At 61.1% G+C, this 14,535-nt stretch carries 10 protein-coding genes; 7 read left to right on the top strand and 3 right to left on the bottom strand.

The window, feature by feature from the left end:
* The first annotated feature begins 24 nt into the window (after positions 1-24).
* On the top strand, positions 25-1,671 hold the full coding sequence (murJ, locus tag CYB_RS13020; protein WP_011434276.1) for a murein biosynthesis integral membrane protein MurJ: 1,647 nt from the start codon (positions 25-27) through the stop codon (positions 1,669-1,671).
* On the opposite strand, the gene sigC is transcribed toward murJ, so the two are convergent.
* Entirely contained in the window at positions 1,668-2,768 is a 1,101-nt protein-coding gene (sigC, locus tag CYB_RS13015) for an RNA polymerase sigma factor SigC (protein ID WP_011434275.1), read from the bottom strand. The genes murJ and sigC overlap by 4 nt on opposite strands.
* A 579-nt stretch (positions 2,769-3,347) precedes the next feature.
* Between sigC and CYB_RS13010 the strand changes: the two genes are divergently transcribed.
* Positions 3,348-3,941: a cofactor assembly of complex C subunit B gene (locus tag CYB_RS13010; RefSeq protein ID WP_238376811.1), complete on the top strand. Its 594-nt coding sequence runs from the start codon at positions 3,348-3,350 to the stop codon at positions 3,939-3,941.
* A 2-nt stretch (positions 3,942-3,943) separates the two neighbouring features.
* Here the strand turns inward: CYB_RS13010 and mutS are convergent, their stop codons facing one another.
* Positions 3,944-6,637, bottom strand: coding sequence for a DNA mismatch repair protein MutS (gene mutS / locus CYB_RS13005; RefSeq protein ID WP_238376810.1), 2,694 nt, complete (start codon positions 6,635-6,637; stop codon positions 3,944-3,946).
* Between the two features lie 466 nt (positions 6,638-7,103).
* Here mutS and CYB_RS13000 point away from each other — a divergent pair, with 466 nt between their 5' ends.
* The 5 genes from CYB_RS13000 (at position 7,104) to CYB_RS12980 (ending at position 13,769) form a co-directional block, all read left to right on the top strand.
* Positions 7,104-8,147 carry a FecCD family ABC transporter permease gene (locus CYB_RS13000; protein ID WP_011434271.1) on the top strand — a complete coding sequence of 348 codons (1,044 nt, stop codon included), beginning with the start codon at positions 7,104-7,106 and terminating at the stop codon, positions 8,145-8,147.
* Positions 8,144-8,977 carry an ABC transporter ATP-binding protein gene (locus CYB_RS14155; RefSeq protein WP_011434270.1) on the top strand — a complete coding sequence of 278 codons (834 nt, stop codon included), beginning with the start codon at positions 8,144-8,146 and terminating at the stop codon, positions 8,975-8,977. Before CYB_RS13000 ends, CYB_RS14155 begins: the two co-directional genes overlap by 4 nt.
* 70 nt (positions 8,978-9,047) lie before the next feature.
* Complete coding sequence (locus tag CYB_RS12990) at positions 9,048-11,471, top strand: TonB-dependent hemoglobin/transferrin/lactoferrin family receptor (protein ID WP_238376808.1); 2,424 nt, start codon at positions 9,048-9,050, stop codon at positions 11,469-11,471.
* A gap of 46 nt (positions 11,472-11,517) precedes the next feature.
* Entirely contained in the window at positions 11,518-12,849 is a 1,332-nt protein-coding gene (locus tag CYB_RS12985; RefSeq protein ID WP_011434268.1) for an energy transducer TonB, read from the top strand.
* A gap of 32 nt (positions 12,850-12,881) precedes the next feature.
* Positions 12,882-13,769, top strand: coding sequence for an ABC transporter substrate-binding protein (locus CYB_RS12980; RefSeq protein WP_011434267.1), 888 nt, complete (start codon positions 12,882-12,884; stop codon positions 13,767-13,769).
* A 296-nt stretch (positions 13,770-14,065) separates the two neighbouring features.
* On the opposite strand, the gene CYB_RS12975 is transcribed toward CYB_RS12980, so the two are convergent.
* The gene (locus CYB_RS12975; protein WP_011434266.1) at positions 14,066-14,449 is read right to left on the bottom strand and encodes a hypothetical protein; all 384 of its coding nucleotides are present in this window, start codon (positions 14,447-14,449) and stop codon (positions 14,066-14,068) included.
* Positions 14,450-14,535 lie beyond the last annotated feature (86 nt).

Below are 14,535 nucleotides of genomic sequence, written 5' to 3'. Positions count from 1 at the left end.
GGTTGGGGTGCAGGACACAAGGTAATGGAGGAGTCTGCCACTCAGGAAGAGATCCCTGGGGGATCTCCTTCAGCAGGGCCATCCCGTTCGTTGATGTCGGTGGCGGGCTTGGTGGCCGGGGCGACCTTGCTCAGTAAGGGCATAGGCTTTATTCGCCAAGCTTTGATTGCAGCAGTGTATGGCTCGGGGCCGGAGTACAGCGCCTTCGGGGTAGCCTACATCCTGCCCGGTTTTCTGTTGATTCTGCTGGGAGGGATCAACGGCCCTTTTCACAGCGCCATCGTCAGTGTCCTCAAAAAGCAGCGGGATCGGGACAGGGAGGATGCGGCTGCCTGGCTGGAATCCATTTCCACCTTGGTAGGCTGCCTGCTCCTGCTGGTCAGCTTGGGCCTTTGGTGGGGAGCGGACTGGGTGGTGCGCCTGAATGCGCCGGGAGCCAGCCCCGAAGTCCATGCTCTGGCCGCTGCGCAACTGCGGATCATGGCCCCTTTGGCCTTGCTCTCGGGGTGGATTGGCATCGGCTTTGGAGCGCTGAATGCTGCCGAACACTACGCCTTGCCTGCCCTTAGCCCGCTGATCTCCAGCTTGGCGGTGATCGGGATCCTGGTCACGCTGGGATGGACGGGGATCCCAACTTTGCTGGCCTGGGGCGTGCTCATCGGGGCCATTGCCCAATGGTTGGCCCAAGTTCCGCTCCAGGTGCGGTTAGGGCTGGGGCGACCGCGCCTGCGCTTTGAGTGGGGATCCCCGCAGGTACGGGCGGTGGGCTTGCTGATGTTGCCGGCGGTGATCTCCTCCGGGATGATCCACATCAATGTTTATGTGGATCTGTTTTTTGCCTCTTTCGTACCTGGGGATCGCACCATCGGCAACTTGGGATATGCCCAGCTTCTGGTACAAACGCCGCTGGGGATCCTCTCCAACATGGTGCTGGTGCCCTTGATGCCTCTCTATGCCCAGTTGGCAGGGGATGGATCCCGTTGGCCGGAGCTGCGCCAGCGTATCCGCCAAGGGCTGATGCTTACGGCAATTGTGACCCTGCCCCTGTCGATGCTGTTGGTGGCTTTGGCCGAGCCCATTGTCCAAGTGGCCTACCAGCGGGGGCGCTTTACGCCGGAGGTGACACAAGAGGTGGCAGCCCTACTCATGGCCTATGGTCTGGGGATGACCGGTTACCTGCTGCGGGATGTGCTGGTGCGGATCTTCTATGCCCTGGAGGATGGGGCTACGCCTCTGCGCATCAGCAGCATGGCCATTGGCCTGAATGCCCTTCTGGACTTCCTATTTTTGCAGGCTTTTGGAGCGCCGGGCATTGCCCTGGCCACCGCCGGCGTCAACCTGATAGCCGTGATCGGACTGGGGATCCGGCTGCACCGGCACCTGCCAGGGATCCCTTGGCAGGAGATGGGACAAGCCCTGCTGCCGTTGCTGGGGATCACCGTCTTGGCCGGGGGGCTCAGCCATTGGCTGTGGACCCAACTGCGCTCCTACGAGATTGTGGGGTCTCCCCTGCTCACCGCCGTCATTGGGGCCGGGCTGGCCGCGGGTTTAGGTCTAAGCTTGTTCGCCGCCGGAGCTCTCTACCTGCGGATCCCAGAAGTGGAGTGGGCAGCAGCCCAACTGCGGAAACGGGTAGGACGCCGGGGGAGCAAGTTGGCAAGCCGGAACTAGCTGATAGCTTCCAGGTAATCTCGCACGCGGTTGCGCCGCTTCGGCTGACGCAACTTCTGCAGAGCTTTGGCCTCAATTTGCCGCACCCGTTCCCGCGACAGATCCAAGGCGCGACCGATTTCCGCCAGCGAATAGGTGCGCCCATCCCCCAAGCCGAAACGCATGCGGATCACATCCCGCTCGCGGCTGGTGAGATCCGAGAGCAACTGCTGTAGATCGCGATGCAGGGCTTCCCGCATCATGGTCTCTTCTGGAGAAATGTCGTCAGTTTCCAGCAAATCCCCCAGTTCGGTGTCCTTGTCTTTGCCCACCTTGGTTTCCAGAGAAACCGAGCGGGGCACCCGTACCAACAGCTCGCGTACTTGAGGCGGCGTCATCTCCAACTCGGAGGCGATGTCTTCGATGGTGGGGGTGCGGCCCTTTTCCTGGGAGAGCTTGCGCTGCGCTTTTTTGATCTTGTTCAGCTTCTCGGTGATGTGAACGGGCAGGCGGATGGTGCGGCTTTGGGTGGCAATGGCGCGGGTAATGCCCTGCCGGATCCACCAGTAGGCGTAGGTGCTGAAGCGGTAGCCCTTTTTTGGGTCGAACTTTTCCACCGCCCGCTCTAGGCCCAGCGTACCCTCTTGGATCAGATCCAACAGCTCCAAGCCGCGGTTTTGGTACTTTTTCGCCACCGACACCACCAGGCGCAGGTTGGCCTTGATCATGTGTTCTTTGGCACGCTTGCCAATCCGCTGAATCTGCTGCAGCTTTTCAGGGGTCAGTTGCGCCCACTCGGGGTACTGGTTGGCCTTGGCCACCCATTCCGCAAGAGTGGGATCCCGTCCCAACTCTTTCTGCAAACGCAGACGCAAATCCAAGAGCTTCATGTAGTCTTGGACTTTTTGGGCCAGGGCCACCTCTTCATCGCGCCCCAAAAGAGGAACACGACCAATCTCCTGTAAATAGAGGCGCACCAGATCAGTGGAGCGGCGGGTTGGCTCCTCTTCCAGAAACTCGCCATCGGCCAGATCCACCTCTGCTTCTTCGGCAGCCTCGAGGAGATCGGCGGGGCCATCCAACAAAATGTCGTTGAGTTCAGGTTCGTAGTTAGACATGTAGGGTGTTGCTGATGTAGCGACAGAGGTAGCAGTTCAGTGGGCTGAGAGAGGAATGGTCAGTGATGTGGAGCAAGTTAAGCTTAAGTGTTCCCCAACGGTAACTTCGCGCCTGCTCAACGCCTTACAGCAGTCAGAGGAAATCATACATTGACCTCTTCCTCAACCCGACCTCCTGCCCATGCCCCATAGGGAAAGGCTGAAGTAGCAGCGTAGGGGTCACACGGTGGGTAGAGCGTGAGCCCCTTATCATAACTTAATTATAGTTGCATTTCTCAGCCCAGAGACATGAGAGCCAGCGTAGGATCCCCCCAGTTCAACCGTCACCGCCACTGCGAAAAAGCGTATTGCCCTCAGGGTGAACCCAGCAGCTCGTCCTTGGGGGAAGTAACCCATCCATCCTAGAGGGTCTAAACTTCAAAGGTAGCGTGTAAATTGCTTTGCCTATTCCAATCTATTCGATTCTATTCGATGAACTGTTCCCATTCACCTATCCCACCCAGCTGTGGGGGAGCCAGACTCCCCGAACAGGTCAACCCCCTTCCTCTGGGCGGACTGGGCTCTGCTCAGGCACTTGGGTTGGCCATAGCCCCGCTGACGGGGGAAAAGGTTTCAACCTTGGCGTTGACGACTCTATTGGCCATCGGTCTATTCTTTTTTCTGCGAGCTGCGGGCAAAGATCGCGTTGAGACTCGCGTCTATCTCAGCAGTCGCAGCCTGGAAGAAATGGGATCCGCTCTGCGAGAGCACTTGGAAAGGCGTGGCTATCGTCTCCAGTCCGCCGATGCCGAGGGGATCGCCACCTTTGCAGGGCAGGGTCAGGCTAGCGTGGGGCTGGCCCTTTTTTTGACGGGGCTGGCGGGGACGGGACTGGCCTGTTTGGCCTTGGTGCTGCAGACCCTTGAGCCGGGGTGGGGAGCTTGGCCCTGGATGGTGGTGCTGGCTTCTCCTTGGGCGGGTTGGTACTACCGGCAGCGCAACCAACGCCCGGAACAAATCCGCCTGAAACTGCAGGAAGCCGACGAGGACTCCGTCCCGCTCTCGTCCTGGGAACGAACGCCAACGGCTTCTGGATCCCACCTGTGGGTGGAGGGGCATCGGGATGAGCTGGATGGGCTGGCTGCAGCCCTGAGGTTGCAAGAACGGGATCCCGACAGGGGTAGGGGAGCCTAAGGCTAATCGGGAAAGAGAGGCGCTGGGATCAAAGACAGTTGATCCCCAACGGCAGGGTCGGGGCTGCGATTGGGAGCGGGCTCTTTTTTGCAGTTCTTCTGGGCAGGTTGGCTTTTCCCTTGGTTTCTCAAGCCCAGGCCGATGCGGCTGTGTTTTTCCACCAAGGCCAGCACCTGTTCGGCCCGCTGGATTACCGGCTGCGGCAGGCCAGCCATGCGTCCCACCTCGATGCCATAGGAGCGATCTGCCCCCCCCGGCTGTACCTGGTGCAAGAAGATGATGCGATCTTGCAATTCCTTGACCACCACCTGAAAGTTGGCCACGTTGGGCAGCAGGGTCTCCAGTTGGTTGAGCTCGTGGTAGTGGGTGGCAAAGACCGTACGGGCGCGCACCTGAGTGGCCAGGTATTCCGCCACCGCCCAGGCAATGGAAAGGCCATCGAAGGTAGCGGTGCCTCGGCCAATCTCGTCCAGCAGCACCAAGGAGCGCTCGCCGGCGTGGTTGAGGATGTTGGCGGTCTCGTTCATTTCCACCATGAAGGTGGACTGGCCGGTAGCCAGATCGTCCACAGCGCCAATGCGGGTAAATACGCGGTCGCAGAGGCCCAACTCTGCCCGCCGCGCGGGGACAAAGCTGCCCATCTGGGCCAGGATTTGGATGAGCCCAATTTGCCGCAGGTAAGTGGACTTGCCGGACATGTTGGGCCCGGTGAGGACGATCAAATCGGGGCCGTGGGGGGATCCCAGTTGCACCGAATTGGGCACGAAGAGGCCCTGAGGCAGGGATTTTTCCACCACCGGGTGGCGACCCTCCTCGATGATCAGCCGGCGGTCTGTTGTGAGGAGGGGACGGGTGTATCCCTGCTGCACTGCCACTTCCGCCAGGCCAAACAGAGCATCGACGGCAGCCAGGGTCTGGGCCACTTGGCGGATGGCTTCGGCCCGGGATCCTGCCTCTTGGCGCAACTGCACAAACAGCTCGTATTCCCGCTGGTTGATGTCGGTTTGGGCGGTGAGGATGCGGGCCTCTTTTTCTTTCAGCTCGGGGGTAATGAACCGCTCTTCGTTGGTCAGGGTTTGCTTGCGGATGTACTCTTTGGGGACTTGGTGGGCCTTGGCGCGGCTGATGCTGAGGTAGTAGCCGAAGGCCTTGTTGAAGCCCACCTTGAGAGTGGGGATCCCAGTGCGGTCGCGCTCGCTTTTTTCCAACTGGGCAACCCACTGGCGGTCTTGCTCCACCTGCTGCCGCAGCCTGTCCAGCTCGGGATCCACGCCGGGCCGGATCAGACCCCCTTCGGTAAGGATGGGCGGGGGCGAGGGCAAGAGGGTGTGCTCAATGCGGCGGCCCAGATCCACCAGGGCGGGATCCACCTGTTGCAGGCTTTGCAAGAGGGGAGTCTTGGCTTCCCCCACCAGCTCGGCCAACTGGGGCAGTTTGCCCAAGGAGGATCCCAAGGCCACCAGCTCGCGCGGGTTGGCGGTGCCCGATCCGACGCGGTTGGCCAGCCGCTCCAGGTCGTACAGAGAGTCCAGGAGGGATCCCAGGCGGGCCCGTAGGGAGGGGTTTTCCAAGAGCTCCTGGATGGTGTCTTGGCGAAGGCGAATTTGCTCCGAATCCCGCAAAGGCTGCAGCAACCAGCGCCGCAAAGTGCGCCCCCCCATGGCTGTACGGCTGTGATCCAGCACCCAGAGCAGGGATCCCACAAAAGCCCCCTCTCGGATGGTCTGGGTGAGCTCCAAGTTACGCCGGGTTTGGGCATCCAAGATGAGGTAGTCCGTGAGCTGGTAGGTGCGCGGGGGAGGCAGGAGCGGGTGGCCTCCCTGGGGAGAAGGCTGCAGCAGGGTCTTTGGTGCTACGCACCGCTGAGGCGAATGGGTTTCTTCTAAGTAGTGCAAAAGCCCTCCCGCTGCTCGCACCGCCAGAGGCAATCCCTCACAGCCCAATCCTTCCAGAGAGCGCAGGCCGTAGGTTTGCATGAGGTTCTCCCGCGCCACCGCCAGTTCAAAAGGTTCGGCTGGGCGCAGGGTATAGGCGTATTGGTTGGGGAGACCCAGGGGCTTCTGGGGATCCCCTGGACGGATGAGGCCTAGTCCCAGCCCCTCCTCGGTGGGCAGCAAAACCTCTGCCGGCTGCAGCCGGGCCAGTTCCTGCTCCAGTTGCTCTTGCCCCTCGCTCTGACACACCCAGAACTCGCCGGTGGAGATATCCGCATAGGCTAGGCCCCAGCGGCAGGGAGCCTGCTTCGATCCTTTGAGCCGCACGACGGCTGCCAGGTAGTTGTTTTGCCGCGCCTGCAGCAGCTCCTCTTCGAGGACGGTGCCAGGGGTGATCACCCGCGTCACTTCCCGCCGCACCAAGCCCTTGGCCTGATCTGCCGGCTCCATCTGGTCGCAGACGGCCAGGGCATAGCCTTTGGCCACCAACTGGGCAGCGTAGCGGTCGAAAGCATGGTAAGGGATCCCGCACATGGGCACCCGCCCTATGGCCCCTGCTTCCCGCCCGGTGAGCACCAGCTCCAGCTCCCGCGACACCCGCTGGGCGTCCTGGAAGAACATCTCGTAGAAATCCCCCAGGCGGTAGAGCAAGATGGCGTGGGGATACTGCCGCTTCAGCTCCACATAGTGCTGCATCATGGGGGTGAGCAGGGCGGGATCCACCTCTAAGGCATCCCAAGTAGGCTCGGCGGAAGAACTCATGGCATCAAAACGTGGGCAAGCAATGGGCTGAAGGTTCGGAGTCTAGCCAACTCGGGCCGACCAGCTTGGGCCATTCTAGATCCAGGTCTAGATGAAGTTTGAGACGTTTCCCCAGCCCTTCTCCCCTGATTCCCATTTCGCGGTTGGTTGCCATGACCTCGCTCAGGGTAGTTGGATCCCCCCTGAGGTAAGGCCGAGTGGCTGGGCAGAGGCGCTGCCCGGTCTTGTCCAAAAGCCCTGAAGCGCAAGAGGGAGAAATTTAGGCACAAGCTATTGAAACTGACTTGCAACATCCAAGAAGCCTTGCTATTCTAGCGACTACGTTTTGTTGAGTTTGACTTTCAATAAAGCTCGGGAGGGAGGCCTGGCCAACTTGGCTGAGTTTTCCATCCCGCCCTTGCGGGCGGAGGGGGTTTCTTGGCCTCAGAAGGCTCTCTTCCTGGGCAAAGCTCGAGAGGTTTTCCCGGTGCTGGTCGATCGCGAGTGTCCGTATACAGAGGTTGAGGGGGGCAGAGGCTGGGGGCAAAGAAAGCGGCTGCTCTCGCCAATCGGTTTGACCTGTTTGCTATTGAGTTTCATTTTCCTAGTACTTTTGGTCTCGATTGCTTTGGGATCCGTTCCCATGACTTTCCCAGAACTCTGGCAAGCCCTGTGGGGGCAGGGGGATCCCATTCGGCAGACGATTGTTTGGCAGTTGCGGCTGCCGCGGGCGCTCTTGGCCCAGTTGCTGGGGGCGGCTCTGGGGATGGCAGGGGCCCTGTTGCAGGGGATGCTGGGCAATGGGCTGGCGGATCCCTACCTGCTGGGCATTTCGGCGGGGGCGGGCCTGGCGGCGGTGGGGTTGCTCACCTTGGGAGAGTGGACGGCTTGGGTGCCCCTGGCCGCTTGGGTGGGCGGGGTGCTGACTACCGTGTTGGTGTACGGGTTGGCGCGTACTCCCTCGGGACTGGCGGTGGAGCGGCTGATCTTGGCGGGGGTGGCCGTCAGCGCCCTGTTTGGGGCCATTAGCTCCACCTTGTTGTTGATGGCAGATGACCGGGTGCAGGTGGCTCTCACCTGGTTGATCGGCAGCTTGAGCGGGCGGGGCTGGCCAGAGGTGCAGGTGGCCGGGGCGTATATCCTGGTCGGCTTGGGATTGGGATGGGGGCAGGCGCGGGCTTTAAACCTGCTGAGCTTGGGGGAAGAGATGGCGGTGAGCTTGGGGATCCCTCTGGCGCGGACGCGGGTGGTGATTGGTCTGGTGGCGGCTTGGCTGGCGGCAACCGCCGTCAGTGTGGGGGGGTTGATCGGCTTTGTCGGTTTGGTGGTGCCCCACATGGTGCGGCAGGGGGTGGGATCCGATTACCGCTGGCTGTTGCCCCTTTCTGCCTTGGCAGGGGCGACCCTGCTGAGCGGTGCCGACATCCTGAGCCGTTTGGGCCCGATAGAGCTGCCGGTGGGGATTGTCACCGCTGTGATGGGGGCTCCCTTTTTCGGCTGGCTGCTGCGGCAGCAGGGGGCAGGGCGATGAGAGAGCCCATCCTGCAGGTCGAGGACTTGAGCGGGGGCTACGGATCCCGGACGGTGGTGCGACAGGTGAGCTTCAGCGTGCAACAGGGGGAATGGCTGAGCATTGTCGGCCCCAATGGTTCCGGCAAATCGACGGTGCTGCGACTGTTGAGTCGGGTTCTGATTCCCCAAGCTGGGCGCGTGTACTTGGGCGGTCGGGATCTGCACGCTCAACTCACTCCAAAGCAGGTGGCCCGGCAGTTGGCTCTTTTGCCCCAGCAGCAGCGGCTCCCGGCAGGGCTAACGGTGCGGCAATTGGTGAGTCTGGGGCGTTCTCCCCACCAGCCCTGGTGGGCGTGGCAGTTGACGCCGGCGGATCGGCAGCGGGTGGAGTGGGCTCTGGAGCAAGCAGGACTGGGATCCCTGGCGCTGCGGCGGGTGGAAACCCTCTCGGGGGGAGAGCGGCAACGGGCTTTTCTGGCGCTGGCTTTGGTGCAGGAGCCGCAGGTGTTGCTGTTGGATGAGCCCACCACCTTTTTGGATCTGCGCCACCAACTGGAGCTGCTGGAGCTGTTGCAACGGCTGAAGCAGGAGCAGGGCCTGACGGTAGTTACGGTGCTGCACGACCTGAATTTGGCCATTCGCTACAGCGAGCAGATTGCCTTGCTGGGATCCGGCCAGATGCAGGCCCTGGGGTCTCCCTTGGCGGTGTTGACCCCCAGCCGGGTGCGACAGGTGTTTGGCCTGGAGGTGGAGTGGATCTCGACTCCGGTAGGGCCACAGCTTTGCCCCCTGCGCAGCACAGCTCCAGCGGCAGCAAGGCTCCTCTCCCTGCCGGTGTCAGGGTGCTGAGGGAGGGTTTGTCCGGTTTTGCAGTGAGTTTTTCCTGGGGTGGATTTGAGGAGTCTGAGAGGTTATGCGCATGAACGGTCGTTGGTGGCGGGTGGTGAGTTTGGGGTTGAGTTTGGGAGTGGGCTGGGGATCCCTGTCCCAGGCTCAGCCCAATGCCCGGATCCCTGATTCGACAACTCCGCCGCTGTTGGCCCAGGCCACCCCTGCACCGACCACCCTGCCAGAGCAGATTAGGGAGCTGAAGGCGCAAATCGAAGCTGCCCGCCAGCGGGGGGATCAGGCAGAGGTGGAGCGGCTACAGGCCGAGCTTCGGGCTCTCCAGCAGGAAGGCACGCCGATCTTTAACCTGCAACAGGTCACCGTAACCGGTACTCGCACCGAGCGCACCTTGGCCGACTCGCCCGCCAGCATTACCGTCATCGACCGGGAGCGGTTGCGGCGGGAGCTGGTTCAAAACATTCAGGATCTGGTGCGCTACGAGCCGGGGGTGAGCGTGCGGCGCAGCGTTCGCTACGGCCTGCAGGACTTCAACATCCGCGGCCTCGACGCCAACCGGGTGTTGATCCAGGTGGATGGGATCCGCCAGCCGGAGCGATTTTCCTTCGGCCCCTTCACCATTGGCCGGGATACCTTTGAGCTGGAGGCCTTGAAAACTGTAGAAATTATCCGCGGCCCCGCCTCCACCCTCTACGGCAGCGACGCGCTGGGGGGTGTGGTGACCTATACCACCCTGGATCCAGCCGATCTGCTGGGGGAACGGGACAGCCATGTGGGCCTGTCCAGCCAGTACGACAGCAAAAACCAAGGGTACGTCAACACCCTCAGCTTGGCGGGTCGGCAGGATAACTTAGAGGCCCTGCTCATCTACACTCGCCGCGACGCCAGAGAGCCGGATATCCAGGCGGATCCCAGTTTCAAGGATCGGCAGACGGTGGAGGGAGACAATGTTCTGGCCAAGCTGGTCTATCGCTTCAGTCCCTTTGACAGCCTCACCCTGACGGCGGAATACTTCCACAACCGCACCACCACCACCTTTTCGCCCCGCAACCTGGATCCCGGCATCCGCTTTTTCAGGGAGACCATTGAGACCGAGCGCAGCCGCCTCAGCTTGGAATATCGCTACGCCAACCCCGATACCCCCGCTTTTGAGCTGGCCACCGTCCAGATCTACTACCAGCCGGCCCGCACCCAGGAGCCCAGCGTGGAAGAACGCACCCTCACGGTACAAGGTCGGCCCGTGCCTGTGCGTCGGGATACCTTCAACGAGCTGGTCAGCAACATTCTGGGAGCCAGCGTACAGGCCCAGAGCCGCTTCCAAACCGGGGATCTCTCCCACCGCTTGGTGTATGGAATGGAGATCTCCACCACCCGCAACGAACGTCCCCGCAACCGCTTCCAAACCAACCTGCTGACCGGGGCAGTCACCCAAAACATCCCCCCGGACACTTTTCCCACCAAAGATTTTCCCGACTCCGATACCGTGCGCTTTGGGCTGTATTTGCAAGATGAGATCGACTTTGGGGGCGGCAACTTTACCCTCATCCCCGGCATCCGCTACGACACCTACCGCCTCACCCCCAGCCCTGACGAAGCCTTCTTGAAAAGTGGGGCAGAAGCCGCCAGCCTGTTTGCCGATGCCATTTCTCCCAAGGTGGGCCTGGTGTGGAGGATTAATCCCAACCTCACCTTTACGGCCCAGTACAACACCGGTTTTCGGGCCCCTCAGTACAACGAAATCAACAGCGGCTTCACCAACCTGGTCAGCCCCTTCTTCCGCTACCGCACCCTTTCCAATCCCAACTTGCGACCGGAAACTAGCCAAGGCTTTGAAGTGGGGTTGCGGGGGATCTACCCCCAGGCCAGCTTTAGCTTGGCCGCCTACTACAACACCTACAACGACTTTATCGAGGCTTTCCGGGAGGTGGGATCCGAGCCTTCACCCCCCGGCCCGCCAGGGAGCCCGCCACCTCCACCGGTGACTCTCTTTCAGAGCCAGAACGTCAGTCGGGCCCGCATCTATGGTGTAGAAGCCACCGGGCAGTACTTCTTCAGCCCCGATTTGACCGGCTGGAGCCTCAATGGCAGCTTTGCCTGGGCGGTGGGGGATAACCTCACCGAAAACAAACCCCTCCTTTCCATTGAGCCACTGACGGCAGTACTGGGACTGCACTACGACGATCCCAGCCAGATCTGGGGAGCCAGGTTGGTGGCCACGCTGGTGGCGGATCCCCGCGACCCGCAACGGGAGGTAGTGCAACCGAACCCCAACGCTCCACCTCAAATTCCGTTTGTGCCCAAGGGCTACACCGTGGTGGATCTGCTGGGCTACTACAACCTGGACGACAACTGGCAATTGAATTTCGGGGTGTTCAATCTCTTTGATGAAAAGTATTTTCTCTACTCCGAAACCCGCTCTCTCTTTGTCGGCCCTGAAGTGGAACGGCGGGCCCAGCCGGGACGGCATGCTGCGCTCAGTTTTTCCACCCGGTTTTAGGGGCCAAGACCTGAGGCCGTGTTTACTCTGGATCCTGCTCTAACCGATGCTTGCCGAGCCACCTGCCCGCACCCCCAAGGGATCCCTCTCTCTTCTTCGGAAGTCCTGTCCCCAGCTTTTGTGGCGACTGCAGGGGTGGTATTGGCAGCAGGCGGGCATGGCCTGGGAGGCGGGGCTGGCTTGGTTGGCGTTGTGGCTTTGGGCTGGCGCAAGAGAGAGCGGCTGGCTGGAGTGTGCCGAGGAGCTGCTGCAAGAGGCTTGGGTGGCCGGCTATAGCTGGGCTGCCCTCTGGACAGCTTGCCAGGAGGGGGAAGATCCGCCGGGGACCGTCCTCCACCTGCGAGCCAGGGATCCCCGACCGCTGCGCCGGGAGGGGTTGATTTCCCTCCTCTTGCACCTGATGGCGCTGCTGGGGCTGGCTTGGTGGGGATCCCGGCCTTTATCAGACGCAGAACTCCGGATCCCAGTCACGCTTTTGCTGGAGGATCCCGAGCCACAGTTGCTCGAACCGGATTCAGAATCCATAGAATCTCTCCCACCAGAGCCAACAGCAGAGCCGCCCGGCCCGGCCCCGGAATCGCCCCCTGCAGACGATCTATCCCCACCGGAGCCTGTGCCCCAAGAGATCGAGATGCCAGCCATCCCGGAGGCTGAATCTTTGCTGGCCCTGCAAACTCCGACCCCTACGCCTCCACCGACCCCTACACCCATTCCCACGGCAAAGCCAGAACCCACCCCTACTCCTCCACTGACCCCATTACCGACAGCCACCCCGCAACCCACTCCTCCGCCACAACAGCCCACCCCAACTCCGGCGGTTACCCCCACCTCTACAGCGACTCCACTCACCTCCGCCCCGGTTACCTCAAGCACCCCTCTGCCCCGCTTTACCCCCTTGATCCAAGGGATCCGTTCCAGCGTAAAGACTGCCGCCGCTCCGCCTTCCCCCGGCAGCGAGAGCAGATTGGGGCCAAGGGATCCTGAAACCGGGACACCTAGCAGGACAGGTGCAGCTCAACTCCATTCCTTTGCCCCGACACCTGGAACGGCGGCTCCCACCCCCAGCCCCTCCCCACCGGCAGTGGCTGCCAATCCTCAGCCGGACATCCTGGCCCGCCCGATCCCCGGTCGCAATCCTCCGCCCCCCTACCCTCCTCAAGCTCGCCGTCTCGGCCAACAGGGGCAGGTGCTGCTGCGGGCCAAGGTCAATGCCCAGGGGCAGGTGCAGCAGGTGGAGATCGCCTCTTCCAGTGGGTTTCCCGCCCTGGATAGGGCAGCGCAGGAGGCGGTGCAGCGGTGGGAATTCAGCCCGGCCTTGAGAAACAACGCCCCCATCGAGTCTTGGGTGGTGGTGCCCATCCAGTTCACCCTCAATTGATTGCTGTTTGGGAATTGTTTTGGAGATTGTCTATGCTGTCTCGTCTTTCTCGCCGTCAACTGTTCGCCTTTGGTCTGGCCAGCGTGGGGGCCTGGGGAATGGGGCGTTTGGCCCAAGCCCAAGGTCGGATCCCTCAGGAGCCACTCCTGTCAGCGAGACAGAGTCCTTTTCGTCGGGTAGCCAGCCTCACCACCTTGACTGCCGATATCCTCTATCGCTTGGCCCCCGATAGGTTGGTGGGGATCCCTGCCGGTCGTTTGTTGGAGGAGGATCCCCGCTTCCAAGGCTTGACCCGCCTGGGGCTGGGCAACCAACCCAACCTGGAGCAGCTTGTGGCCCTACAACCGGACTGGGTGGTGGGGGCCAGTGGCTTTCACGAGGCTCTGGCAGAACGGCTGCAGGAGCTGGGGATCCCCACCTACCTCACCCGCGTGGACAGTTGGGCTGCTTTGGAAGAGACGATTGCCACCCTGGCTGCTGCTTTGGGGGCGGATCCCGATCCCTTGCTGCGGCAGTATGGATCCCTTTTGCCCCAGGAACTGCCCCGCGTTCGACCCAAAACCTTGCTCTTGGTGGGCACCCAGCCGATTCTTTCTCCCAACCGGCAAAGCTGGGCCGGGGATCTGCTGGAACGCTTTGGCGCGGACAATCTCACCGCTACCTTGCAAAGCCAAGGGCCTTTTCGGGGCTACGTCACCCTTTCGGCAGAGCGCATCCTGGAAGCCAACCCAGAAGTTCTGCTGGTGGTCAACCCGGAGGCGGCGGATCCCTTGGCGTTTTTCCGTTCCCGCCCCTTTTGGAATCGGTTGCAAGCCGTCCAAACTGGGAAAGTTTATGGATTTGACTACTACGGCTTGGTCAATCCCGGTAGCTTGGAGAAAATTAGAGTTGCCTGCGAGCAGTTAGCCCGCATTTTTTGAACGGACTTGGAGTGTCTGATACATTTACGCTGAACACTGCTGAACATCACTGTTCAACTATGCAGCGATAGCATTCTGTTTGTTTCCAAACAGAATGGCGGTATCCCGCAAAGCTTTGAGTAGAATACCCAAAGCGCAGTTTCCGTGTCGTCTTACTACCAATTTTCTGCTTTGCTTTGGCTACCATGTTGGCAGACTCGAAAGTAAACAGAAAGATCAACTGGTAGTAATCCGTACTGAACATATTATACATTATTTTCAGTATAGTTGAGCTTATTATTGACTAGAGTCATGCTCTAGTCCAAGCTATAGCGGGTCAGGCGCTGCACTTGCTCGGGAGCAAGGCCAAGCTCTTGGGCAATCTGAGCCGACACCTGGTCTGGATCCAGTTGTGGAAATTCAAATTCCAGCTTGCGCAGGTGGGGATTGGTGGTAGTCACCTCCACCTTAGTGTAGCCACGGGAGCGGCGGATCTCCGCCTGAATGGAAAGAATATCCAGAGCCAAGGTGGCTTGTTGCTGGCTGCGAATCGCCAAAGGTTGCTCTAGCCGGCGAGGACGGCTCAGCGCTTGGCCCGTCACCCACTCTCCCCCCGCCACAAAAAGAAGCCCTGCCAAGGGCAGCACCAGCCAAAAATCAAACCCTAGATCTTGCCACCGATGGATTTTGGGCCACCCCACCGTTGTTCTCTCCCTTGCAGAGGGCTATTTCCGTGATCCATCCTAGCCTGGGCAGTGGGAACTGGCCGTCTTGGTCAACGGCGCAC

It is taken from the genome of Synechococcus sp. JA-2-3B'a(2-13), assembly GCF_000013225.1.
Taxonomy (GTDB): Bacteria; Cyanobacteriota; Cyanobacteriia; order Thermostichales; family Thermostichaceae; genus Thermostichus.
The sequence above is the reverse complement of the archived record's forward strand: the minus strand, read 5'-3'. Positions and strand labels throughout refer to the sequence as shown.

What these genes read in the sequence shown, in the direction of transcription:
- murJ (WP_011434276.1), top strand. Translation starts at nt 25, where the DNA reads ATGGAGGAGTCTGCCACTCAGGAAGAGATCCCTGGGGGATCTCCTTCA.
- sigC (WP_011434275.1), bottom strand. Translation starts at nt 2,768, where the DNA reads ATGTCTAACTACGAACCTGAACTCAACGACATTTTGTTGGATGGCCCC.
- mutS (WP_238376810.1), bottom strand. Translation starts at nt 6,637, where the DNA reads ATGAGTTCTTCCGCCGAGCCTACTTGGGATGCCTTAGAGGTGGATCCC.
- CYB_RS14155 (WP_011434270.1), top strand. Translation starts at nt 8,144, where the DNA reads ATGAGAGAGCCCATCCTGCAGGTCGAGGACTTGAGCGGGGGCTACGGA.
- CYB_RS12990 (WP_238376808.1), top strand. Translation starts at nt 9,048, where the DNA reads ATGAACGGTCGTTGGTGGCGGGTGGTGAGTTTGGGGTTGAGTTTGGGA.
- CYB_RS12985 (WP_011434268.1), top strand. Translation starts at nt 11,518, where the DNA reads ATGCTTGCCGAGCCACCTGCCCGCACCCCCAAGGGATCCCTCTCTCTT.
- CYB_RS12980 (WP_011434267.1), top strand. Translation starts at nt 12,882, where the DNA reads ATGCTGTCTCGTCTTTCTCGCCGTCAACTGTTCGCCTTTGGTCTGGCC.